23 protein-coding genes are annotated in these 24533 nt (G+C 57.1%); 10 read left to right on the forward strand and 13 right to left on the reverse strand.

Features of this window, described 5'->3' with window-relative positions; all coding sequences use genetic code 11:
• The first annotated feature begins 10 nt into the window (after positions 1–10).
• Both ppdK and H151_RS0108660 read left to right on the forward strand, forming a co-directional pair.
• Complete coding sequence (ppdK, locus tag H151_RS0108655; RefSeq protein ID WP_019961265.1) at positions 11–2674, forward strand: pyruvate, phosphate dikinase; 2664 nt, start codon at positions 11–13, stop codon at positions 2672–2674.
• A gap of 235 nt (positions 2675–2909) precedes the next feature.
• Entirely contained in the window at positions 2910–3659 is a 750-nt protein-coding gene (locus H151_RS0108660; protein ID WP_019961266.1) for a cell wall hydrolase, read from the forward strand.
• A 78-nt stretch (positions 3660–3737) separates the two neighbouring features.
• Here the strand turns inward: H151_RS0108660 and nadC are convergent, their stop codons facing one another.
• From nadC to H151_RS0108685, 5 genes are all read right to left on the reverse strand, one after another.
• Positions 3738–4583 (reverse strand): carboxylating nicotinate-nucleotide diphosphorylase, encoded by an 846-nt coding sequence (nadC, locus tag H151_RS0108665; protein WP_019961267.1) that lies wholly within the window; start codon positions 4581–4583, stop codon positions 3738–3740.
• On the reverse strand, positions 4580–6133 hold the full coding sequence (locus tag H151_RS0108670; RefSeq protein WP_019961268.1) for an L-aspartate oxidase: 1554 nt from the start codon (positions 6131–6133) through the stop codon (positions 4580–4582). Before H151_RS0108670 ends, nadC begins: the two co-directional genes overlap by 4 nt.
• A 5-nt stretch (positions 6134–6138) precedes the next feature.
• Positions 6139–7296: a quinolinate synthase NadA gene (nadA, locus tag H151_RS0108675; RefSeq protein ID WP_156823464.1), complete on the reverse strand. Its 1158-nt coding sequence runs from the start codon at positions 7294–7296 to the stop codon at positions 6139–6141.
• Between the two features lie 1101 nt (positions 7297–8397).
• Positions 8398–9405, reverse strand: a complete 1008-nt coding sequence (locus H151_RS0108680; RefSeq protein WP_019961270.1) for an NUDIX hydrolase — start codon at positions 9403–9405, stop codon at positions 8398–8400.
• Complete coding sequence (locus tag H151_RS0108685; protein WP_019961271.1) at positions 9402–9971, reverse strand: HD domain-containing protein; 570 nt, start codon at positions 9969–9971, stop codon at positions 9402–9404. Before H151_RS0108685 ends, H151_RS0108680 begins: the two co-directional genes overlap by 4 nt.
• A 161-nt stretch (positions 9972–10132) precedes the next feature.
• Between H151_RS0108685 and H151_RS0108690 the strand changes: the two genes are divergently transcribed.
• The 3 genes from H151_RS0108690 to H151_RS0108700 all read left to right on the forward strand — a co-directional run bounded on the left by H151_RS0108690 (position 10133) and on the right by H151_RS0108700 (position 13209).
• Complete coding sequence (locus H151_RS0108690; protein ID WP_019961272.1) at positions 10133–10975, forward strand: universal stress protein; 843 nt, start codon at positions 10133–10135, stop codon at positions 10973–10975.
• A gap of 42 nt (positions 10976–11017) precedes the next feature.
• Positions 11018–11395: a hypothetical protein gene (locus tag H151_RS0108695; protein WP_019961273.1), complete on the forward strand. Its 378-nt coding sequence runs from the start codon at positions 11018–11020 to the stop codon at positions 11393–11395.
• A gap of 602 nt (positions 11396–11997) precedes the next feature.
• Entirely contained in the window at positions 11998–13209 is a 1212-nt protein-coding gene (locus H151_RS0108700) for an ammonium transporter (protein WP_019961274.1), read from the forward strand.
• A 68-nt stretch (positions 13210–13277) separates the two neighbouring features.
• On the opposite strand, the gene H151_RS0108705 is transcribed toward H151_RS0108700, so the two are convergent.
• From H151_RS0108705 to ygfZ, 5 genes are all read right to left on the reverse strand, one after another.
• Positions 13278–14348: a zinc-binding metallopeptidase family protein gene (locus H151_RS0108705; protein ID WP_019961275.1), complete on the reverse strand. Its 1071-nt coding sequence runs from the start codon at positions 14346–14348 to the stop codon at positions 13278–13280.
• A complete protein-coding gene (locus tag H151_RS0108710; RefSeq protein WP_019961276.1) occupies positions 14345–15493 on the reverse strand; it encodes a beta-ketoacyl-ACP synthase III in 1149 nt (382 codons plus the stop codon). Before H151_RS0108710 ends, H151_RS0108705 begins: the two co-directional genes overlap by 4 nt.
• 163 nt (positions 15494–15656) lie before the next feature.
• A complete protein-coding gene (locus H151_RS0108715) occupies positions 15657–15887 on the reverse strand; it encodes a hypothetical protein (RefSeq protein WP_019961277.1) in 231 nt (76 codons plus the stop codon).
• Positions 15888–15902: 15 nt separating this feature from the next.
• Positions 15903–16481, reverse strand: coding sequence for a DNA-3-methyladenine glycosylase I (locus tag H151_RS0108720; protein WP_019961278.1), 579 nt, complete (start codon positions 16479–16481; stop codon positions 15903–15905).
• A 56-nt stretch (positions 16482–16537) separates the two neighbouring features.
• Positions 16538–17377 carry a CAF17-like 4Fe-4S cluster assembly/insertion protein YgfZ gene (gene ygfZ / locus H151_RS0108725; RefSeq protein ID WP_019961279.1) on the reverse strand — a complete coding sequence of 280 codons (840 nt, stop codon included), beginning with the start codon at positions 17375–17377 and terminating at the stop codon, positions 16538–16540.
• Positions 17378–17508: 131 nt separating this feature from the next.
• Here ygfZ and H151_RS0108730 point away from each other — a divergent pair, with 131 nt between their 5' ends.
• The 4 genes from H151_RS0108730 (at position 17509) to H151_RS17045 (ending at position 21184) form a co-directional block, all read left to right on the forward strand.
• Positions 17509–18480 (forward strand): glycosyltransferase family 9 protein, encoded by a 972-nt coding sequence (locus H151_RS0108730; RefSeq protein WP_026353928.1) that lies wholly within the window; start codon positions 17509–17511, stop codon positions 18478–18480.
• Positions 18477–19814 (forward strand): dihydroorotase, encoded by a 1338-nt coding sequence (locus H151_RS0108735; protein WP_019961281.1) that lies wholly within the window; start codon positions 18477–18479, stop codon positions 19812–19814. The genes H151_RS0108730 and H151_RS0108735 overlap by 4 nt, the downstream gene beginning before the upstream one ends.
• Positions 19815–19927: 113 nt before the next feature.
• Positions 19928–20545, forward strand: a complete 618-nt coding sequence (locus H151_RS15990) for a helix-turn-helix domain-containing protein (RefSeq protein ID WP_019961282.1) — start codon at positions 19928–19930, stop codon at positions 20543–20545.
• 183 nt (positions 20546–20728) lie between these two features.
• Entirely contained in the window at positions 20729–21184 is a 456-nt protein-coding gene (locus tag H151_RS17045; RefSeq protein ID WP_019961283.1) for a BLUF domain-containing protein, read from the forward strand.
• On the opposite strand, the gene H151_RS0108750 is transcribed toward H151_RS17045, so the two are convergent.
• Positions 21181–21564, reverse strand: a complete 384-nt coding sequence (locus tag H151_RS0108750; RefSeq protein ID WP_019961284.1) for a TIGR02301 family protein — start codon at positions 21562–21564, stop codon at positions 21181–21183. The two genes, H151_RS17045 and H151_RS0108750, sit on opposite strands and share 4 nt — an antisense overlap.
• Positions 21565–21573: 9 nt before the next feature.
• On the reverse strand, positions 21574–22005 hold the full coding sequence (locus H151_RS0108755; RefSeq protein WP_019961285.1) for an NUDIX hydrolase: 432 nt from the start codon (positions 22003–22005) through the stop codon (positions 21574–21576).
• A 25-nt stretch (positions 22006–22030) separates the two neighbouring features.
• Between H151_RS0108755 and H151_RS0108760 the strand changes: the two genes are divergently transcribed.
• On the forward strand, positions 22031–22729 hold the full coding sequence (locus H151_RS0108760) for an SOS response-associated peptidase (protein WP_019961286.1): 699 nt from the start codon (positions 22031–22033) through the stop codon (positions 22727–22729).
• Here the strand turns inward: H151_RS0108760 and H151_RS0108765 are convergent.
• Entirely contained in the window at positions 22701–24485 is a 1785-nt protein-coding gene (locus tag H151_RS0108765; protein ID WP_019961287.1) for an ATP-binding response regulator, read from the reverse strand. The genes H151_RS0108760 and H151_RS0108765 overlap by 29 nt on opposite strands.
• Positions 24486–24533: the final 48 nt, after the last annotated feature.

Below are 24533 nucleotides of genomic sequence, written 5' to 3' on the forward strand. Positions count from 1 at the left end.
GGGATTCCCAATGACACAATGGGTGTATGCATTTGGTGGCGGCAGCGCGGACGGCGATGCCAGCGCGCGTAATCTCTTGGGTGGTAAGGGCGCGAACCTCGCTGAAATGGCGAAGCTCGGCTTGCCTGTGCCTCCGGGCTTCACGCTAACGACCGATGTGTGTACGGCCTATTATGACAAGGGCCAGACCTATCCTGAGGATTTGGCCGCACAGGTGGATGAAGCCCTGAGCGCATTGGAAGTCAAGGTTGGAAAAGTCTTTGGCGATGCCTCCAATCCTTTGCTGGTTTCGGTGCGGTCCGGTGCGCGCGCCTCGATGCCGGGCATGATGGATACGGTCCTGAATTTGGGCCTGAATGATGAAACGGTGGAAGGGCTGGCGGCGCTGTCGGGTGATCGTCGTTTCGCGCTCGATTCCTATCGTCGCTTCATCACCATGTATTCTGACGTGGTTTTGGGGGTCTCGCACTCCATCTTCGAAGAATTGCTTGAGCAATATAAAGAAGACCACGACTATCAATTGGATACCGAGCTTTGCGCCGATGACTGGGCGCATTTGATTGGCGATTACAAGAAAGCCGTTCAAAAGGCTTTGGGTAAGCCCTTCCCCACCGATCCGCGCGAACAGCTGTGGGGCGCGATCTCGGCCGTATTTGCCTCTTGGATGAATGACCGCGCGAACACCTATCGCCGCTTGCATGACATCCCGGCCAGCTGGGGCACCGCCGTCAATGTTCAGGCCATGGTCTTTGGTAATATGGGCGACAGCTCTGCGACGGGCGTTGCCTTCACCCGCGATCCTTCGACGGGCGATACCGGCTATTATGGTGAGTTCTTGATCAATGCGCAGGGTGAAGACGTGGTGGCCGGTATCCGCACCCCCCAATGTCTGACCATCGCCATGCGCGAGAAGATGGGCGACACCCAGCCTTCGATGGAAGAGGCGCTGCCTGAAGTTTATGCCCAATTGATCGCGGTCTTCGATAAGCTGGAGCGTCACTATCGTGACATGCAAGATATCGAGTTCACCGTCGAGCAGGGCCGTTTATGGATGCTGCAAACCCGTAATGGTAAGCGCACCGCGCGTGCGGCCTTGAAAATCGCCTGCGACATGGCCGAAGAAGGCCTGATCACCGAAGAAGAAGCGATCTTGCGCGTCGATCCGGCTGCGCTCGATCAATTACTGCACCCCACCATTGATGAAAACGCTCCGCGCGATGTCATCGCCAAGGGCCTTCCGGCCTCACCGGGTGCGGCCTGTGGTAAGGTGGTGTTTGATTCTGATGAGGCCGAGCATTTGGCCAGCCTGGGTGAGAAAGTCATTCTGGTGCGCGTGGAAACCAGCCCAGAAGACATTCACGGCATGCATGCCGCCCAAGCGATCGTTACTGCGCGCGGCGGCATGACCTCGCACGCTGCCGTTGTGGCGCGCGGCATGGGGCGTCCTTGTGTGTCGGGTGCCGGTGAGATCAAGATCAACGCCGTTGAGAAGACCCTCATCACCCGCGGACGTACGATCCGCGCGGGCGATATCCTGACGGTGGATGGTGCGACCGGTGAAGTCCTGATGGGCGAAGCCAAGATGATCAAGCCCGAGCTGACCGGCAATTTCGCGCAATTGATGGGCTGGGCCGATAAGGTGCGTCGTCTGGGCGTGCGCACCAATGCCGAAACGCCAGCCGATGTTCAGACCGCGAAAGAGTTTGGCGCTGAAGGGATCGGCCTGTGCCGGACCGAGCACATGTTCTTTGATGCGGACCGGATCGCGGCGGTGCGTGAAATGATCCTGTCGGATGATCAAGATGGGCGCATTGCGGCCTTGGCGAAAATCCTGCCGATGCAGCGCAATGATTTCGTTGAGATCTTCCGCATTATGGGCGATCTGCCATGCACTATTCGTTTGCTGGATCCGCCGCTGCATGAATTCCTGCCCCACACAGAAGATGATGTGAAGGCGGTGTCGGCGGCCACGGGCATTTCTGCGAGCGCATTGATGGAGCGCGCCCACGCGCTGAATGAAACCAATCCGATGCTGGGCCATCGTGGGTGCCGTCTGGGCATCACCTTCCCAGAAATCTATGAGATGCAAGCGCGTGCGATTTTCGAAGCTCAAGCCTTGGTCGAAAAAGAGACCGGCGTGAAGCCTGTCGCCGAGGTGATGATCCCGCTGGTCGCGACCGCGAAAGAGCTGGAAATCTTGAAAGTGCGCATTGCCGCCATCGCTGACGAAGTCGCCGGTGAAGCGGGTGTGAAGCCGGAATATCTGATCGGCACCATGATCGAGCTGCCGCGTGCGGCCTTGCGTGCGGGTGATATCGCCGAACACGCTCAGTTCTTCTCCTTCGGGACCAATGACCTGACCCAGACCACATTCGGTCTGTCGCGCGATGATGCGGGTAAATTCCTGGGCTCTTACCTGGAAGCGGGCATTTTCGAGAAAGATCCGTTTGTGTCGCTCGATCAAGACGGCGTTGGCGATCTGGTGCGAATCGGCGCTGAACGCGGGCGCGCGGCCCGTGAAGGCTTGAAACTGGGCATTTGCGGTGAGCATGGCGGCGATCCGGCCTCCATTCGTTTCTGCGAGCAGATTGGCCTTGATTATGTGTCTTGTTCGCCATACCGCGTGCCGATTGCACGTTTGGCAGCAGCGCAAGCGGCTTTGCAAAACAAATAATAAAGTGTTGATATTTTTGCGTGAACCGGCCCAATTCTTGTCATTGGGCCGGTTTTTCGTTATCTTGTGTGACAAGTGTGTGTCTTGACGGGCGCGGGGTCAGCCGCTACATGCCCTGAACGATTGAGTTATATTCTGTTTACGGCTTCACCCTATCGTATAGGTTCATAGGGTGCCAAGTAACTGATTATTCAGCCAGACTAGGTTTGGCCGAGATCAAGGAAAAGAACGCTTAATGAATAAATCCCGTTTGGGTCATCGTCTTGCCGGGGCTTTCAAGGTATCGGCAATCGTCTTGTGCTTGACTGGTTTTGTCGTCGGGATGCCCGTCGTTGCAAAGCGCGCTCAAGACCAAGAGAATAGCGCAAAATGGCGCGATTTGGCGGTGGCGTATTTACAAGCTGGCAATGACCCGCACGCTGAAAGCGTGGACAGCCTGGACATGGCCGCCGTGCGCGTGATCTCTGATGAGATTTCAGGCGTTGGTGTTGAATTACGCGGGCTGGAGGATCTCCATGCCTTTGATGCGTCACATCTGCGTTTGGCCGAAGATGCTGGGCGTGAGCGCGAATGTCTGGCGCAAGCTATTTATTACGAAGCGCGCTCTGAGGGCTATGCCGGTCAGGTGGCTGTGGCTGAGGTGATCCTCAACCGTGTGCGCCATCGGGCTTATCCGGACAGTATTTGCGGCGTGGTTTATCAGGGCTCTGAGCGCTCAACGGGCTGCCAGTTCACTTTTACCTGTGATGGATCGCTGGGGATTTTGCCCCGTGGGCGTGCCTGGGCCCGCTCTCAATTGGTGGCTGAGCATGTCTTGATGGGCTTTGCCCCGATCATGACCCAGTCTGCGACCCACTACCACACCACAGCGGTCAATCCGCGTTGGGCCCCCAGCCTGGTTCGCACCCGTCAAATCGGGACCCATGTGTTCTATCGCTTCCCCAACCGCGCAGAGCGCGAAGTCTTAAGGGAACGCGAAGCCTAGATCTTTGTTCCCGATAGGGTTCATGAAAACGCCCCGCTTCATCGAAGCGGGGCGTTTTCATTTCAAATGCTAAAAGGCTTAGGCCGCGTCCATGCCCAGATCGAAATTGGCTGCCGAATGGGTCAGCGCGCCAATGGAGATAACATCGACGCCGGTTTGTGCAATCGCACCCACCGTGTCGAGAGTGACCCCGCCGGAGGCTTCTAAGATGGCACGCCCTGCGGTTTGGGCGACGGCGGCGCGCAGATCCTCCAGGCTGAAATTATCTAACAACACACTATCCGCCCCGGCGGTGAGCGCGTCTTCCAATTGCGAGAGGTGATCGACCTCCACCGCGACGCGGGTCATATGCCCGGCAAAGGCTTTGGCGCGTTTGACGGTTTCGCTGACATCACCTACCGCGGCGATGTGATTATCCTTGATCAGGATCGCATCATCCAGGCCAAAGCGGTGCGAGGCCCCGCCGCCCGCGCGCACCGCTTGCAGCTCAAAGGCGCGAAGGGTCGGCGTGGTTTTGCGGGTGTGGGCGATGACGGCTTTGGTGCCGGCAATGGCGTCGACATAGCGCGCGGTCAGGCTGGCAATGCCGCTCATCCGGCCCAGAAAATTCAGCGCCGTGCGTTCCGCGGTCAGGATGGAGCGCGCGGAGCCTTCGATCAGCGCCACCGGGCTGCCTGGGGTTAAATCTGCACCATCATCCAAAGTCCAGTTGATGGCGAGGCTGGGATCGATCTGGGCGAAGGCCTCGCGCGCAGGCGCGCAGCCCGCTAGTACACCGCTATCGCGCGCGGCGATGACATAGCGCGCTTTCAGATCCAGGGGCAGGGTGGCCTGGCTGGTGATATCCCCGCGCCCGCCCAGATCTTCAGCCAGGGCGCGCGCGACGGTGTCTTGAACCAAGCCAGTGGGAAGGTGAGGGATCATGCGCGAACTCCAGTCTTTAAGAGGGGCGTGAGCGCGCGTGTATCGAGCGCCAAATCTGTCAAGGTCAAACGCGTATGGACGGCTTCAGGGGCGAGATCTGGATAATCGAGGCGGAAATGCCCCCCGCGGCTTTCATGACGGGCTAGCGCGCCTTCGCACACGAAAAGGGCCGCGATCAGCGCATCACACGGGCCATACTCGGCGATGGTCTCATATAGATGGGCCTTCATGGCGCGCAAGGTTGGACCGTTTCGCTCTACGCCCAGATCCGCGCTCATGGCATGGCGCAGCGCTTTAAGCGCGTCGAGTGGCAAGGCAGGCGCGATGAAACCTTCGCCAGGGGTGAGGGTACGCGTGGGCGCATGGCGTAGCGCATCGGCGCAGGCCGCGCCGAACACTAAACCTTCCAAGAGGGAATTTGAGGCTAGCCGATTGGCCCCATGAACCCCCGTAGAGGCGCATTCGCCGACCGCATAAAGCCCTGAAACGCCGCTGAAACCCGTCAAATCGGTTTCAATTCCGCCCATATGATAATGAGCCGCCGGGGCGACGGGAATGAGATTCAGGCGCGGGTCGATCCCGGCCTCCATACAGGCGGCGAAAACGGCTGGAAAATGATGGGGGAAAGCCTCACCCACGGCCTGGCGGGTGTCGAGATAAGCCCGGCCGGGTTTTTGCGATTGTCGGTGAACGGCGCGCGCAACGATATCGCGCGGGGCCAGCTCGCCCAAGGGATGCTCGCCGTCCATAAAGCGCGTGCCCGCCGCATCGACCAGAATGGCACCTTCCCCGCGCAGGGCCTCGGTCGCCAAGGGGGCCGGGTCGCGCCCGACATCAATCGCGGTGGGGTGAAATTGCACGAATTCAGGATCGCGGATCACCGCGCCCAGACGGCTTGCCCAGACCAGGGCCTGGCCCTGGCTGGTCCAGGGCGTGGTGGTGACACCATAGAGCCCGCATAAACTGCCGGTGGCGAGAATAGTATAGGCGGCATGGATCGGCTCTGGCGGATTTTCGCCTTGGCGGGCGAGAACCCCGGCGCAGCCCCCGTTCAGATCCGCGATCAGGCCACAGGCGCGCCAGCCATCTTTGACGGTGATATGCGGCGCGGCTTTCACCGCTTTGATCAGCGCGGCCAGGATCGCCGCACCCGCACCATCCCCCATGACGCGCGCCACGCGGGCCCGGCTATGGGCGGCTTCGCGCGACAGCGCCCAGCTGCCATCATCATGATGTTCCAAGGGCGCACCCATGGCGGCCAGGGCCTCAACTTCGCCGGGGCCTTGGCGCGCCAGCAGATCGGCGGCGGCGGCGTCAACCAAGCCTGCTCCGGCCTCGATGGTGTCGGCTTTGTGGAGCTGCGCGCTGTCATCGGGGCCAAGCGCGGCCGCAACCCCGCCCTGGGCCCAGCCGGTAGAGGCGTTCTGGCCTAAAGGACTGCCGGTCAGCACGGTGACGGGGCGCGGGGCAAGATTGAGCGCGGTCCATAGACCGGCAATCCCGGCCCCGACGATGATCACGTCGGGGGCGCTCAGATCAGGCGATGTCATAACATTTAGATCGCGACGTAAGGCACAGGGATGGCGGCTTTACCCGTCTCGAAGGCCGGTGGATTGTCAGCTTTCGGCAGATCCAGCATGGCTTGCAAAGACGCTTTGGCGGCTTTGGCGATGGCGGGATCGACGTGAACCTCATGCTTCATATCGCGCAGGCACTCATAAATGCCTTTCAAGGTGATGCGCTTCATATGCGGGCACAGATTGCACGGACGCACAAATTTCACATTCGGATTTTCGACCGCCACATTATCACTCATAGAGCATTCGGTGATCAAAATCGCGGTTTTAGGCTGATTGTTTTTGACATAGGCGCTCATCGCCCCGGTAGAGCCAGCAAAGTCCGCGGCGGCCATGACTTCGGGTGGACATTCGGGGTGGGTGATGATGACGGCCTCGGGGTGTGCGGCGCGCAGGTCTTCGATATCCTGAGGAGTAAATTCCTCATGAACCTCGCAAGAGCCCTTCCAGGTCAGGATTTTGATATCCGTCTGGGCCGCAACATTCTTGGCCAGATACTGATCGGGGATCATGATCACCGTATCGGTATTCCACTGTTTGGCCACCGCTTCGACGACCTGAACGGCGTTCGAACTGGTGCAGCAGATATCAGAAGCGGCCTTCACCTCGGCAGAGGTGTTGACATAGGTCACGATCGGATAATCGGGATAAACCTCTTTAATGCGGCGCACATCGGCCCCGGTGATGCTGGCGGCCAAAGAACAGCCTGCCTCCATGTCGGGGATCAGAACCGTCTTTTCAGGAGAGAGGATTTTCGCGGTCTCCGCCATGAAGTGCACACCGGCCTGAACGATGATGGTTTCAGGGGTTTCGGCGGCGACTTGGGCGAGTTTCAGGCTGTCGCCTGTAATATCACCGACGCAATTGAAGATTTCCGGCGTCATATAATTGTGGGCCAGGATGACCGCGCCGCGCTCAGCTTTCAGCGTATTGATCGCATGGATCAGCGCGGCATAGCGCGGCCATTCCATCTCGCTCACCACGTCTTTTACGCGCTCATATAGAGGATCGGTCGCGGCCTTAACAACACTATCATAAGGCAAATCACTCGCCTCAGGCCAAATTGGCGCAAAACTTGGGGCGATCTCCAGATCCGTGTTGGTGTCAGTGTTCGCAGCGTGCGTATAGGTGTCCATGCGGTCCATACTGGCCTCCATCTGCCCTTCTTTTGCTCGATTTGAGCATTTCTTGGGGCTTATAAATCGGTGCATGACGCTGTCACACACCGTTTATGCTCTCTTTGAGCCTAAGGTAGGTCTTGTATGCGCCTTTTCAAAGGGGATGGCAAGTATATTTTCTGTCCGTACAGCGGAGGGAATTGTTTAAAGTTAGGGAATTGAAAATGGACCCCGGATCACGTCCGGGGCCATGTTTTCTTTTGTGTCCTCGCTTACGCTGCGACAGCTAAAACAAAAAACTGTCATCCCGGACGAACTTTCGTGAGATCCGGGATCTATAAACATAGCCATCACGGACAATAGATCCCGGGTCGCGCTTCGCTTGCCCGGGATGACAGGTTTAGAGGTTTTGTCATGCCAGACGTGATCTGGCATTCATGGCGTAAGTGTGCATCACATTCTGATCGACCAGAACTCAGCTCACCCCCGTCCGGCATGGACCCCAAAGCAAGGCCGGGATGACAGTTTCTTGAAAAATCCTCGCTTACGCTGCGGGCGCTCACTTCTTATTTGTCCTACCGGCTATCGCCTACTTGAGGGCGGTCGCGCTTGCGGGCGGATCGCCCAGTTATCCCAATCCTCGCTTCGCTGCGGGCGCGCGTTCGCGCTTGCGGGCTGATCGCCCGATTATCCTCCCCTGCGAAGCGGGGGAGGTGGCCTGAAAGGCCGGAGAGGGCGATTTTTGGAAAGTCTTCTTGCATCGCAATGACAGTAAAAAAGAACTGTCATCCCGGAGAAGCGTCAGCGCAGAGCCGGGATCTATTGAGTTTGCCATCAAAGCGCATAGATCCCGGATTAAATCCGGGATGACAGGCTTAGAGTTTTGTCATGCCAGACGTGATCTGGCATCCCTGCCGTGAGTGTTCATCACATTCTGATGAACCAGAACTTAGCTCAACCCGTGCGGTATGGACCCCGGATCAAGTTTGGGGTGACAGTTTTTTTTATGAAGTTTCCTCGCTTCGCTGCGGGCGCGCACTTCTTATTTGACCTATCGCCTGTCGGCTATTTGAGGACATTCGCGCTTGCGACCCTTCGGGTCGATGGCCCTCGCCCCCCTCAACACTCTTTCAGGCGTGGGGTAGATAGGCCCAGGGTGGGGCCTTCGCTCAACGCGTCGCGGCGGAAATGATACAGCTCAGCCGGGCGCCCGCCCGTGTGCGCTTCAACCCGGCCGGTGCCTTCAACGAAACCGGCGCGATCCAGGGCGCGGCGGAAGTTTTGTTTGTGCAGGCTATAGCCAACAATGCCCTCAACGACTTTTTGTAAGTGAGAGAGGGTAAATTCTGGCCCCATCAGCTCAAAAACAATCGGGCGATATTTGATTTTACCGCGCAGGCGCGACATCGCGGTCGCCAGAATGCGCCGGTGGTCGGATGCCATGGCCTCGCCCAAGCCCTTGGGGGCGGGAGGCAGAGGGCAATCGCCCATCGCGGTATCGCGCACCGCTTCTTCGACCAATCCGGCCTCATAAAGCAATTCATAACGCTCCAGCGTGCGTTCTTCATTCCAGGCAAGGCCGTCAAGGCCAAAGGTCTGACGCACCCGGTCCAGGCGCGCGGCACGTTTTCCCGGGGTTTCGCCTTCATCGGCCCAGCTTTTCAGGCGCAGGGCGATCACATCGGTAAGTATCGTCGGGCGGCCCTGGCGATGATCTTCCCAGGGAAAGAAGCGCAAAATGTTGAACCAGCCGGCCTGATCGGCTTTTACCGGCCGGGCATCAGGGGCGAGACCCAGATAGCCCACTGAAATCACACGCGCCTCTTCACTGCCTGCCAGCGCGGCAAGCGGTGCGTCGCGGCCCTCATCGCCAAAGGTATAAAGCTGTTCAACATAGCCCAGTTCAAAACCGGTTTGTTCCCGCACCCATTCACGTAGACCGATTTCAAAGGTGCGGTGAGTTTTGGGATCGAAGGGACCAAAGGGCAGGGCCAGCTCGCCGGTTTTGGGATTCAGCGCGGCCAGCACCTTCATCTCGGTCGCATCAACACTGATGATGACGGCGTTAAGCCCGACCATGATCGTGGCGGACCCGACAGGCGCGCTGGAAAGGCTGGTCTGGCTCACCCTTGGCTCTCCATGGCCGATAACAGGCTGTGAAACCGCTCCAGAAACAGGATTTGCGCCTGTTTCACCGGTAATGGCTCGATCTTAACATGAAGCCCGCTGGGCGGCGCGCCAAAAAAGTTTTCCGCCTCATCTACCGCGAAACCGGCGATTTGTGTGGCTTCGAAATAGGCGCAAATCCGATCGGCTTGCTTGATGGCTTTCTTGATCGGGGCGGGCAGTTTGCCCGGCAGGCCAAAGCGCACTTGGATGGCGGTTTCTAGCCTGTCTTCAAAGGCTTTATAATCCAGGCCCAGGGCCGCCTTAAACGGCGAGATCATGTCCCCGATGACATATTCCGCCGCATCATGCAGCAGCGCCGCCATGCGCCATTTCATGGGCCAGTCGCGATTAAGGCGCGCGCATAAATCCTCCACCACCACCGAATGTTCAGCCACGGAGAAGGCATGATCGCCCATGGTTTGTCCGTTCCAGCGCGCCACGCGGGCCAGGCCCTGGGCGATGTCATCAATCTCGATATCAAAGGGGCTGGGGTCCAATAAATCCAGGCGGCGACCGGACAGCATGCGTTGCCAGGCTCGTTTGTGAGGGGAATTCGAAGGGGGGCGCGCCATTGTGTCTCATACTTAGATCAAAAACTTATCCTTTGTCCTAGTCGGAAATCGGCTAAGTTCAAGGTATGGAATGTGATCGGGCGTGGGAAACCGGTCGTTGAGGGAGAAAGATTATGGCTAAAGAACGTATTCTGGTCGCCCTGCAGGGCACACCCGCCGATGATGCCTGCCTGGCAGCCGCCTGTGCGCTGGCTCAGCGCTATGACGCGGATATTCGCGGTCTCTTTGTCGATCCAGATCCGGCCGACTATATGGTCTGGACCGGGCCGGGCGCGGCCGGTGCCGCCGTCGTGACCACCGCCATGGACGCGGTGAAGGAAGAATCTGATAAATTCGCCGCCGAGGCGGAGCGCCGCTTCCATGCCGCAATCGCTAAAGGCATGAGCGATGGTGCGCTATCCACCTTCCGGCGTATTGTTGATCGGCCCAGCGATGCCGCCCAGCAGGCCCGCCTGGTCCGCCTGCTGGTCGCGCCCGCCGAAGCCGTGGCCGGTAAAGGCCCGCTCGCTGATTTTGTCACCTCTTGCCTGACCGAAGAGGGCGCACCGCTTTATACCCCGCGCCGCTCCACAACTGTGCCGACCAAAATCGCCGTAGCTTGGGATGGCTCCAAAGAAGCCGCCCATGCGGTTTTCGCCGCTGAACCCCTCCTCAACGCCGCTGAAGAGGTGCGCATCCTCACCTCAACCCGTAATCTGGATTATCATGAGCGTGAAGCCGCTGCACCGCGTCGTCTCGCCAATTGGCTGGCCGGGCGCGGCATTACCGCAACAACGCTTGAAGTTGACGAAAAAGGTGCATCCGTGGGCGATTGCCTGATCAAGGCCGCTGAGGGGTGTGATCTCTTGGTCGCTGGGGCCTATGGTCATTCAAAGATTGCCCAATTCATCTTTGGCGGTGTCACCCGCACATTGATGACGGCGGATCAGGGCCCGAACCTGTTGGTGGCCCACTAACGCCTTTCCTCTGCCCATATCGAATAAGAAAAGGAGACTATCATGGGCTTAACTCGTTTAACGCTGCGCGTGGGACGTAATCCAGACGCTGGCTTTCCTGAGGGCGATGACCATCGCGGCTATGTGATTATGGCCCCCCTGGATGGCGATGGCCGCTTGGACGCGGATGTCTGGCGCACACGCCGCGAAGATTGCACCGTTGTGCGCTTCTCTCCCGATGCGGATGAAAAGGCCGATGGCTGGCTGACCCATCGCGGTTCAAACTGGTATTTCCACTATGATGAAGACCGCGAAGGCCCAGATGAACCGGTCTATAAGCTGGGCGATCACACCTTGCGCCTGGGCGATTACATCACCATCCACGAAGCCGATGGTGATGATCTTGTTCATAAAATCACTGAAGCCACGCCCATCGCTTAGGACTGTTGTTTAATGATAAGACCCCGGATCTGATCCGGGGTCTATATACATAAACGCCCCCTCCGGCCGTTCCGGCCACCTCCCCCGCTTCGCAGGGGAGGAAAAGACACACTCCTGTCATCCCGGCCTTGAGCCGGGATCTATTACGATTTCTGGCAAGGTTCATAGATTCCGGATCGCGCTAACGCTTGTCCGGGAGGACGGGGGTGAGTTTGCGCTACCGCCTTTCGGCTAGTTGAGGGCGTGCGTACTCCCGCTTTGCTGGGGATCATAAATCACCAAGCTGTCACCCCAAACTTGATTTGGGGTCCATGCCGGACGGGTAGAGCAAGGTTCTGATCGCGCAAATTTTACGACAAGCTCACGGCATGGATGCCAGATCAAGTCTGGCATGACAAAATCAAAAACTGTCATCCCGGACTTGATCCGGGGGCCATGTTCTAAACCCTATGTGCGATCTTTAGGCGGGCGTGATCAAATCTGATGCAGGCTCAAACGTGTGCAGGTGCGAACACGTTTTCTCGCTGACAGGGCCCGCGCCTGACCTCACCCTTTTATCAACACGCCATAAGGCGCGAGATAAAAAGATGAGGAGAACAACCATGACAGGGGATGTGACAAATCCCGGCGACATTGCCTGGGTCCTGACGGCCTCGGCTTTGGTCTTGATGATGACCCTGCCGGGGCTGGCGATTTTTTATGGCGGCATGGTTCGGCGTGAAGCCGTGCTCTCCACCTTGATGCAAAGCCTGGCCGCAGCCGGCTTGGTCAGCATGGCTTGGGTCGCCATCGGCTATTCGCTGGCCTTTGGCGCGGAGGGGCTTTTCTGGGGCGGAACCTCGCGGGTTTTTCTGTCCGGCCTCAGCCTGGAGAGCGTCTCTGGCGGTCTTCCAGAAAGTATTTTCATCCTCTTCCAAATGACCTTTGCCATTATCACCTTGGGCATTATTGCCGGGGCTGCCGCCGAACGGCTGAGCTTTAAGGCCTGGGCGATTTTCACCCCGATCTGGTTGATCATCGTCTATGCGCCCATTGCCCATTGGGTGTGGGGCGGTGGATTTCTGGCCGAAGCAGGCGTGATGGATTTTGCCGGCGGGGCCGTGGTCCATATCAATGCCGGGGTGGCCGGGCTGGTTTTGGCCCTTAAAGTCGGGCCACGCTCAGGTTTTCCGCGCGATGCCAAGCCGCCGCACAATCTGGTTTTGACCCTGATGGGGGCGGGGCTTTTGTGGGTCGGTTGGTTTGGCTTTAATGGCGGGTCGGCGTTGGCGGCCAATGCCTTGGCGGGCCATGCCGCACTGGTGACGCAAATCGCTGCGGCCACGGCCGCGGTGGTCTGGGCTGGCGCAGAATGGATATTGCGCGGTAAGCCCAGCGCGCTGGGCGCGGCTTCGGGCGCGGTTGCGGGCCTGGTGGGGATTACACCTGCGGCGGGTTTTGTTGATCCCTCGGGCGCATTTGCCATTGGCGCGCTCACCGCTTTGGCGGCTTATTGGGGTGTGACCCAGCTCAAACGCTTAGGCGGTTATGATGATACGCTGGATGCTTTCGGCCTTCATGGGGTGGGCGGTTTTGTCGGCGCGGTTCTAACGGGGATCTTCGCCAAAACTGCGATCGGGGGCGTTTCTGGCGCGCTGGAAGGGGCACCGCTTGCCATTTTCACCCAAAGCTGGGGCGCGCTGGCCGTGGGCGCCTATTGCGCGGTCTTCACCTTCATCATTTTGTGGGCGATTGAGCGCTTCATACCGTTGCGCATCGACACCGAAGACGAAACCCAAAGTCCCGATCTTGCCCTTCATGGCGAGCGGGCCTGAGCCTTCCTCCTACCATCCGGCTTTCCTTGGGGACTTAAGGGCGGGGTCAACCCACCCTTCTTTTTCCATCAGCTGAGTTTTTGGACCGTCGTCAGCGTACGGGCAAAGGCGACGAGCGCCTTGGGCGTCGTGCTTTCTTGATTGGTGTGATAGTTAAAGGTCGGAATTTGCAAGGTTGCCCCGCTATAGCGGCCTTTGGATTGGGCGATAATGCGGCCCAGCTCGGTCATGCCGAGGGATTTCGGCGGAAGATCGCGGCGCGCGCGCGCTTTGTTTTCCGCTTCGATAAAGGCGTCCTTGAAGATGATCGGGGCGGGCACTTGCTGAGCGGCTTTTTCCAGACGGATCACGGCCTGTTCCTGGAAGGAGGAGGTGGCATCGCGACGGCGTAACACCACCGCCCCTGCCAACGCCCCGGCGGCGTCATCAAACGGGGTGGTGTCGAGCACGATGATATTGGGCGTTTCGCTCAAATGTTGATCAGCCCAATGGATAAAGTGCTCGGCTGAGCGGCCAATTTCTTCTTCGGCGGTGAAAACGATCTGACCTTTTAAGCCATGCTCGGCCATGATGCGCAACACGGCCGCAGAGATCGGGTTGTCCAGCTGGCCGGTGATATAGGCCCCATCGACCCGGCGTAAATGGCGCGCGAAAGCCATCGGTGTATTGGGCTGTAAGGGCGGCAGGCCATCAATCGTCATCACTAGGCGGCCTTGCGCGTCGACCTCTGCGCCCGCAACATCACCATAGGCAATGCGCCCGCCGGTCTTGCGATCGTAAGCGAACATTTCCTCGCCCAGATAGCGCTGGGAGACCATTTCGGCAAATTCTGGGCTGGGGGTGACGGTTTCGCCGTATTTTTCGTTCTTCACCGCATAGGCGGCATAGATCATCGCGCCATCATCGGCGCTGACCGCACCATGACGATCAACATGAGCCATAAACAGCGGGCCTTTGCCGCCCAGATCAATATGGCAGATATTCTGGCTGCGGTTAACCTTAACGCCCAGAGATGCGAAATCACGCGCCAAATGGTCCAAAAATGGAGATTCATGGCCAACGACACTGGGAAAATCGAGATATTCGTTGGTCTTGGCCAAAATACGTGCGGTTAAAATATTATCGTTTTGGGGTGTCATCCGCCCAACTTCTCCACAAAAATAGATCCGGCAGAATATCCAGCGCCGAAGGAACAAATTACGCCCTTATCGCCCGCTTTAAGATCATCACTATGCTTATGGAAAGCAATGATCGAACCGGCAGAGGAGGTATTAGCATAGGTGTCAAGAATAGTGGGGGCATCTTCACCCCCGGCTTCACGGCCAAAGACTTTCTTGGCGATCAGCAAATTCATATTGATATTGGCCTGATGCAGCCAAACCCGCTTCATGTCTTCGGGTTTCAGGCCCAACGTGCCCATATGATCCAGGATCATGTCTGAAACCATTGGCACGACTTCTTTGAAGACTTTGCGGCCTTCTTGAATAAACAGCTTATCGTCTTTGGCAGCTTCTGCCCCCAGATCGCCGCGGCCATCTGCGCTTTCCGCGCGATTGAGGAAGCCGAAATTATTGCGGATATTGTTAGAGAATTTGGTTCTCAGACGACTACCGAGGATCTTAAAGCCACCATCGCCCAGATCTTCACGCTCCAACAAAATCGCTGTGGCCACATCCCCAAAGATGAAATGGCTGTCGCGATCGCGCCAGTTCAGATGCGCTGAGCAAATCTCAGGATTGACCACCAAAATCGCGCGCGCCCCACCCGATTCGATTAAAGATGCGGCCGTGCGAATGCCAAAAGTGGCCGAAGAACACGCGACATTCATGTCAAAGCCGAAGCCGTCTTCAATGCCCAAAGCCTCTTGAATTTCAATGGCCATGGCCGGATAGGCGCGCTGCATATTCGATGCGGCGCAGATCACACCATCAATATCATCTAAGGTCTTGTCCGCACGTTCCATCGCCTGGCGGCAGGCTTTAACGCCCATTTCGGCCAGGATGGAAATGTCGGTGTTTTCGCGCAAGGGAAGGTGCGGCGTCATGCGATTGACGTCTAAAATGCCCTCTTTATCGAGGACATAGCGCGATTGAATGCCGGAGGCTTTTTCGATGAATTCCGCTGAGGAGGGGCTTAAGGCCTCGAGCTCACCGCGCGTGATGGCATCTGCGTTTTGGGCGTTATACTGGGCGACATAGGCATTGAACGCCGTGACCAGCTCGTCATTCGTAATGGAGTGTTCCGGGGTCCACAGACCGGTTGATCGAATGACCGCAGTCGCCATGCTTCGCTCCGCCTTTTCAAGGGCTAAGTGCCCGATAAGGGGGAAAATTGCTTCCCCCGTCGCAAATTAGGGCCGGACCTTAGCGGTGAGTCGTGGATCTGTCGACTATCTTACGAACTCTTCGTCAAGGAATGAAATAAATCACCCTTTAAATAGGGTATAACTAATTGTCACCACGGCGCATACGGTGGCCTGCGCGCACTTCGCGATCACCCGGTTCATCCGGGCAGATCCAATCGCCGGGGGCCGCCGGATCACTGGCGCGCGCGGGTTCGCAATTTGCGCCCAGCTCGCGCGCAGATGGGCCATCTTCATCATGGCCTAAATCGAGCGTGCTACAGGCAGTCAAGGATAAGGTCGATACGGCAAGAAGCGACATAACAGCAAAGCGCATGGGAGGGCCTTTCAATTATTCAGGTGAAGACATAGCTTTCACCTTAGCGTGGCAAAAACAAGACGTCATATGGTCATTCACAAAACCGGTGGCTTGCATAAAAGCATAAACAATGACCGGACCGCAGAATTTAAAGCCGAGGCGCTTTAATTCCTTGGCCATTTTTTCGCTGGTCGGGGTCTGAGCCGGTACCTCTTTCATACTTGCGAAGTGGTTTTGTACGGGCTTTTCATCAACGAAATCCCATAGCCGTTCTGAGAAGGGCTTGGCGCTGGCCTGAATGTCTAAATAGGCGCGGGCATTGCCAATCGCGGCATTGATTTTGGTGCGCGAGCGAATGATGCGGGCATCAGTAAGCAGGCGTTCGATATCGGCTTCGCCATAGCGCGCGATAATTTCTGGATCGAAGCCGTCAAAAGCCTCGCGCATGCCGTCGCGCTTTCTTAAAATGGTGATCCAGGCGAGCCCGGCCTGAAATCCATCAAGCATCAGCTTTTCAAAGAGCGCGCGGTCATCATATTCCGGCACTCCCCATTCTTCGTCATGATAAGCGCAATAAAGCGGATCTTCACCGGGCCAAGCGCAGCGTTCCATCTAGGTCTTCCTTCTATATTGGCCAAAAGCTTAGCCTATCATCCTGCCAAAACCTGTCAGTTGGTGTCATCAGGCAGGCGAAGCTGGACGCTCTGGCCCGCAATCGTCACCGATGCCTCCTCATTCTTGCTTTTATTCAGCCGATCAAGGCGCAGGCGCGCCAAGCCATTTTGGCCCTGAGCCGAGGTGATCTGGCCCAACTCGCTTTCACCCAGGGTGAGGACTTGGCCAACCTCTAAAGCGTGCGCGGCCATAACGCCGACAGTGCGTTTACGGATTTCGCCCTTACGCTTCATGCGGCTAGCGACCTCTTGGCCGACAAAACAGCCTTTTTTATAATCCACCGCGCCCAACAGATCGTGGTTCACATCGGTGGAGAACACCGCTTCGCTGGTATAATCGGCCCCGAATTCCGCTACCAAGGCGCTGATGCGCATCTGATGATAGGCGCTGAGATCCTGGGGAAAGTGTTGCGCTTTATTGAGAGGCGTTATCGCGCGCCAACCCAGATCGCTATGGCGCGGATCGGCGCTATAGCCAAGGCGTAGCTCAGCGGCCAAGGGGCAGGCCCCCCAACCCGATATCAGGGCCAGATGTTCGATCCGTTTAATCTCGGCCTTGGCGCGCAGGCGATAAAGGCTTAGCCGCTTGATCAGGGCCTCGCTCTGGTCTGCCGGCACATCCAGATAGAGCCCGCCGTGATGATCATCAAACATCATAAAATCGACGATGATCTTACCTTGCGGCGTTAAGAGGGCGGACCATTGCCCGCGCGCTTCGCTCACCCCATCTGGGCCTTGGGTGATGACGCGGGTCAAGACGCTGCGCGAATCTTCGCCCGTAATATGCAGGATATGACGCTGGGTATGGTGAAAGACGGCGGCGCTGGTGGTCATTATGGGCTCCCTAACTTCGTCCTTACATGGTGCCAGGCGCGGCGAGAAATCAAGGCCCTAGCATGATGGATGGCCATTCTACGCCCATCATCGCTGGCATCTTTATGGGCTTTGGGCTAATCCCCGTTTTCATGACGAAGATCTTATTTATCACCTCGACACGTATTGGCGATGCTGTTTTATCCAGCGGGCTTTATCAATATCTGGTCGATCACTATCCAGATTGCGCGATCACCGTGGGCTGTGGGCCTTTGGCTGCGCCGCTGTTTCGCGGGGCACCGGGCTTGGAGCGGGTCATTGTGATGGCCAAGCGCAAGGGTGGGGGCCATTGGATCAATCTGTGGCGCGAAACGGTTGGCAGTGCCTGGGATTTGGTCATTGATTTGCGCGGTTCGGGCACCAGCTGGTTCTTGCGCGCCAAGTCGCGCGTGGTGAAGCGTAAAGCGGCAAGCGCTTTATTAGAGGATGGCACCCCGGCCCATAAAGTGATTGAGGCGAGCCGGGTTTTGAAACTCACTTCGCCCGCTGCGCCTTTATTGTGGCTGGATGAGCGGGCCAAGGAAACCGCCGATCTGGTGATGCCCAAAGATGGGCCTGTTCTGGCGATTTCCCCGGCGGCTTCGGCCCCGTTTAAAGAATGGCCCCAGCATCGCTTTTCGCAATTGGCCCAAAGCCTGACCCATGACGGCGCGCTCAAAAACGCCAAGGTCGTGGTATTGGGTGGGCCGGGCGATGAAGCCGCCGCAGAGTTGGCGGTGCGCGGATTAGAGCCTAGCCAGGTCGTCAACCTGACCGGAAAGCTGGGGATATTGGAAACTGCGGCCTGTCTGGCGCATGCCCACTTGTTTGTCGGCAATGATTCTGGCTTGATGCACCTTGCCGCAGCGGCGGGCATACCCACGCTGGGGCTGTTTGGTCCAACCGATGAGCGTCTTTATGGCCCCTGGGGGGCGAAGACGGCAATCGTGCGCGCGGGGGGCAGCGCCGATGAAGAGGACCGCAAGACGCTACGTTTTTCTGAAGCCAGCTTGATGGGCGATTTAAGTGTCGCCCAGGTTCATCAGGCGGCACAAACCCTGATCGAAAAGGCACCCAGCATATGAGCGAGACCTATGATCTGATCCTTAAAGGCGGGACCATCGTCAATCATGATGGTCGCGGCGAAGGCGATATCGCCATCAAGGACGGCAAATTTGCCGCTCTGGGCGATTTATCAACGGCCAGCGCGGGCGAGGTGTTTGATGCGCGCGGGCTGCACATCCTGCCGGGTGTGATCGACAGCCAGGTGCATTTCCGTGAACCGGGTCTGGAATGGAAAGAGGATCTGGAAAGTGGCTCCCGCGCCGCCGTCATGGGCGGGGTGACGTGTGTGTTTGAAATGCCCAACACCAATCCCTCCACCACCACACCCGATCTGATGGAAGATAAGGTCAAGCGTGGACGTCATCGCATGCATTGCGATTTTGCCTTCTATGCCGGGGCGACCAAGGAAAATATTGATGTCCTCGCCGAGATGGAACGCCAGATCGGGTGCTGTGGGGTGAAGGTGTTTATGGGGGCCTCCACGGGCTCTTTACTGGTCGATGATGATGAAAGCGTGGGCCGGGTTCTGGCCGCGATCAATCGCCGGGCCGCTTTCCACTCTGAAGATGAGTTCCGCCTGGCAGATCGACGCAAGCTGGCGCGTGAAGGTGATTGGACCAGCCACCCCGAGGTGCGCGACGCCGAAGCGGCCATCCTCTCCACCCAGCGCCTCATTCGCTTGGCCAAGGCGGCGGGAAAGCGCATCCATGTGCTGCACATCTCCACGGCCGAAGAGATGGAGATCCTGGCCCATCATAAAGATGTCGCCAGTGTCGAAGCGACCCCTCAGCACCTGACCTTAGAGGGCCCGGAGATTTATGAACGCATCGGGGCCTATGCCCAGATGAACCCGCCGATCCGCGATGCGCGCCACCGCGCAGGGCTGTGGCAGGGGATCGCCCAAGGCATTGTCGATGTGCTGGGCTCTGACCATGCGCCCCATACCATTGAAGAAAAGTCCAAGCCCTATCCGCAAAGCCCATCGGGCATGCCAGGGGTGCAGACTTTGGTGCCTTTGATGCTTAATCACGTCAATCAAGGCCGGTTGAGCCTAGAGCGTTTTGTCGATCTGACCAGCCATGGTCCAGGCCGCATCTTTGGCATGGCGGGTAAGGGCCGGATCGCCAAAGGCTTTGATGCAGATCTCACCGTTATTGATCTCAAAGCGCAGCGCACCATTGAAGAAGGCTGGCTGGCCTCGAAATGTGGCTGGTCGCCCTTTACCGGTGATCAGGTCACTGGCTGGGCGAAAGCCACGATCGTGCGCGGCAATATCGTGATGCGCGATGATGAGCTGGTGAAGCCCGCCTTGGGTGAGCCGACACGCTTTATGGAGACCTTAAACGCTTCTTAAGCGGGGCATATGTGTGTACAAAGGGCGAGCGAACCGTTCCTGGTGCTCGCCCTTTTCGTTTGCATACTGTATAAAAAGCTTTTGAGGGTTTCGATAGGCGGGGTCTTGGTGCAATGAGCTGGGCACAAGAAATTCGCGCGTTTCGCGCGCGCACCCAAATCAAACAGGAAGCGCTGGCGGAAAAACTCGGCGTAAGTCAAGCTTATGTCTCTAAGCTGGAAGGCGGCGGGGCGCGCCCTGTCGGCGCGGTTGCGGAGACTTTGCGACAGCTGTTGGATCAGCCTGACAATCGTCCGCTCTTTGATCACTTCAAGTCTGCGGTCAATAACTCCCCCCATCTGTGCAGCCTGTTTGAGCAAGCCGGGACCTCCATTCGCTTCATCGCGGTCAGCCAAGGCTATCGCGATATGGGCTATCCGATGAGCGAGGTTTATCCGGGCGGCGTTTTGGATGAGCGCTTCGTGCCGGAGCTTCGCGCCAATGTCGCACGCATGATCGAAGACGGCATTTTCGATGGCCGGATCGCGTGTTGTGAACTGCTTTGGATGGCAGAGCGCAAGGATGGCTATCATTATTGGCGTTCGGTCAATACACCGGTCAAAAGTGATGCCGGGATCTGGTTCCTCCATCACTCCGCCTTGGAAGTGTCCAAGGCCCAGTATGATGAACAAGTCGCGCGCCAGGGGGGCGAGCTTTATTACCGTGACTTTCAAGGCGACAATGTAAAGTAGAGTTATTTTGAAAAGCTCTGAAATTTACGACCAAGGCGTGTGAAGTGTCAGTTTTTTCAAGAATAATTGTATGATTTATACATTTGGTGAGGCTTGGTTAACTCCTTCTATCTCATCCTGACCGCTCGGGCATGATCAGCGAATTAGGGGGCGCTGTGCGGGCCCTTCATGAGGGAGGGAACTATGTTTTTAACACGACTGATCTATTATAGTCGTCCAGTGGTTAAAACCAGCGATGGCGCACTGAAAAACACTTTGGCGCAAATCCTGCGCGCAGGATTGCCTCAGCATAGTCAACATGGCCTGACCGGCGTTTTGGCCTTGGACGATGATCGTTTTATTCATGTCATTGAAGGCGAGCGTGAAGAAGTTTTCTGCGTGTTCAAGCGAATGTTTAATGATCCACGCCAGGACGGGGTGCATCTGATTTCGTTTGAGGAAATTCGCGAGCGCGCCTTTGAAGACTGGGATGTGGCGTTGGCCGATCCCGATGATGACACTAGTCCAGAGCTGCGCCTTCAGGGGTATTCGGCGATGACCTCGGATGCGATTTTGGAACGGGCCCGGCGTCTACGCGCGCGCGGGATCAGCGTTCAGCTCAATCGCCCTAAATCCAATGATCAAAGGCTTTGGGCCTAATCGATATAGGTATGGGTTAATTGGCGCGCGAGGACCTGACCCTCGCTTGCCAATTGGCGCTCTAACATCTCGCCTTGGGCTCCACACCGGGTGCGGTTGCGATCATGCAGGCCATAGCCGGCATTAAAGGCATCAATCAAACGCGTACGCACGGGCCCGCGGGTTGGGGCTTCTAAGTCCAACAGGTTGAGCATTTCGCGGCGCCAATGCTGGGCCTCTTCCCCGCGGCAGCGATAGGAGAGGTAATGCAGCTCGCCCATAATCCGCGCCAGTTCAGCGACCGGATAGCTGTCCTTGCTTTGTGACAAGGCCGGGGCCGAAACACTGGTCAGGGCCAAAAGGATAAGCGGCAGCACTAATATACGTTGGATCATGGTCATGTATGTCGCTCAAGACTGCGGCAAGATCAAGGCTTCGCGGTGGGCCAAATAAATCGCGTAAGAGCGTTCAATCACTTTACGCGTTTCATCCCAGGCTAAACGCGCACGTGCCGTCTCTAGATCCACAAACTGCGCTGCCATCGCATCATCACCCGCTTGGGGCTCGCCTGCGCGCCAGATCGCGACATAATCAATCAGAATATAATGGTAGTCTGCGCCAATGGCGGGGATGACATCAATGAGCGTGATGAGATCGGCTGTGACGCCGGTTTCTTCCATCAATTCGCGCGCGGCCGCCTCTTTCAGGCCTTCGCCCCATTCGACCTTGCCGCCAGGAATTGACCATTGCCCCTTCATCGGTTCGCGCCCGCGCTGGATCAGAAGGACTTCATCCTCGCGCCAAACCACGACACCGACGGCAGGAATGGGGCTGGCGGACATAGGAAACCTCATTTATGGAAAAAGGATGTGCGGGCGCTATGTCATAACCTACACGGTTGAAGAAATCTTGGCTCAATTTTCGGCCAATCTCAGTGGCTTGATCCCTGAGACCTGGGCGGGATCCTATAATTGTGCGCCTACGCAAAATCTGCCTCTTATTCGTCGCGGCGCGGATGGCGCAGCCCGGCTTAGCTTTGTGCGCTGGGGGTTGATCCCCCATTGGGCCGGTCAAGAGGCGCTAAGCGCTTCGCCTTTGATCAATGCGCGCCTGGAAACGGTGGAGGCAAAGCCCAGTTTTCGCGAGGCCTTTACACGCCGTCCCGCTTTGATACCCGCTCAAGGTTTTTATGAATGGCAAAAAACGCTCCTTGGCCCGCAGCCCTATTTTATCACCCGCACTGATGCGCAGCCTTTGGTCTTCGCCGGGATTTGGGAGCGCTGGCAGGGTAAGGATCAGGCGATTGATAGCTTTGCGATTCTCACCACGTCCGCGCTCGATGATATGAGCGCGCTTCACACCCGTGCGCCGGTCTGTGTTTTGCCCGAGCAGTATTCAACCTGGCTTGATGCGCGCGAAGATCGCAGTGGCGCGTTAAGCCTGCCCCAAGCGGGGGATTTTCGCTTTCATCCGGTTTCAAACGCCGTCAATGATCGACGCGCGCAAGGCCCCGATCTGATCGTGGAGCGGGCTTTGATTATGCCGACTTTGAACCTCGATCTTTAGCGTTGGGAGATTCAATGATATTGGGGGCCGCTGCCCCTTTGGGGTCATGGGCATAGCCTGCCAGAATGCCCATCAGGCGCTCAATGACCACGGGTTTGGTAATGACACTGTCAGCGCCCGCTTCAAATAAAGACCGGCGCACAGAGGCGCTACGGTCTGTGGCCATGGCCACGATTTTAGGCACCCGCGCCCCGCGCCGTTTCAGCGCGATGATATAATTGGCTAGCCCACCCTCAGGAAGGTCGGCATCGACTATGGCAATGTCGGGCAAGTTCATATCAGTTTCTTCCAGGGCCATGCCAACATCGCTGGCGTAGAATACCATGACATTCTTGGCCTCTAAGAGCTCTGAGAGGATTTGCGCGTGATCATGATCTTCTTCGGCCACCAAGACTTTCAAGTCTTCACCCAGAGCCAAGTCGAGCCAATTCGTAGTCAGTGCGCTAAACGTCAGGCGAAGCCGGGTAAAGGCCCCTTCGGGTTCAAAGGCAAAGCGCCCATTTATACGCTGGCTCAGTGGTTCAATGGCATGGGTTAAGGTGTTGGCACCATCCAACCGTCCCGCGGGCATGGAGAGGCTTAAAGTCATAACGCCGGGGGCTTGGCTACGCCCATCAATCATAATGTCGCTGGTCATGTTGACTTCAGCGGCCTGGCGCATGGCCATGGCGATGATTTTGCGGATGGGCTGGCCCAACATGCGAAGGGGCAGGGTTGTCAGATTACGATCATCGATCAGGGCATGGATGGTCGGGGGATCATCTTGGGCGTATAATTTTCCCATCCCCTGTAGGAGAGCAATGAGATCAAGGGTTTCAAGCTCTGAGGATGTAATATCTGTGCCCTCGACCGTGCATTGATTGAGCATATGGTCGATGGCTTGATTGAGCCTACCCAAGGCATCACGCCCCGCCTTGATATGGTGCTCGCGCTGATGGGGGTTGGCGTCTTGCGTGGCGAGTTCTAAATGGCCATTCAATGCCGCAAGGGGTACGCGCAAGGATTTGCCGATTTGATGGAGCAATTGTTTATGCGCATTTTGTGAGTCTTTAAGACGCGTTTCGGCATCGGATTGAGATGAGTTGACCCGCTCCATTTGGCGTTGGGCGGCATTGACTTGTCTTAATATGGGCCGCGTACAGACAAGGCTCTCCAGCAGCAGCAGCAGCGCCAGCACGCTGACGCAGATCAGAAAAAAGCTGCGTTGGTGTTCAGCCAAGTCAGATTCATGGCTTTCCACAATGCGCGCAAAGGTATCAAGGTCAGTTTTTAATGGGCCTTCGACTATATTATAGAGCCGAGAGGGTAGGCTGTGGTCATGATGCTCGCTGCCGCCTAAGATTAGTGCATTGGTCAGATCAATAAATTCCTGACTGACCGCAGAGAGGCTTTGATCGCCACTATAAACCACATCGCGTAGCACAGCCTTATCCGCATCTGAGAATTTAGAGGCATCAATCCGACGTTCTAGAAGGGCTTCATTGCTTTCAAATTCGGTGATGAGCGCGTTGAGTTTGCTGCGCTCCGTTTGGGCCAAGCGCGGATTGAAATGATGGAAGGATTGCACCGTTAAGGCAATTTGCTGGGCGATCCATATCTGACGAGAGATTTGAATTTGAAAGGTTTCTGTCTGGCGATCCAATTCAATACGATGGTTAATCGTATAAAGGCCATACACTGTGAACAGGCCTAATAAGGCCAGCACAACGCCATACCGGATAAAATAATAGCGCCGAAAATTCGTGATAAGACTCATGGCCACTCCTGTTCGGGAGAGCTTAGCTGAGATGTTTTAAAAAGTCTT

Source organism: Woodsholea maritima DSM 17123 (assembly GCF_000382325.1).
In the GTDB taxonomy this organism is placed as follows: domain Bacteria; phylum Pseudomonadota; class Alphaproteobacteria; order Caulobacterales; family Maricaulaceae; genus Woodsholea; species Woodsholea maritima.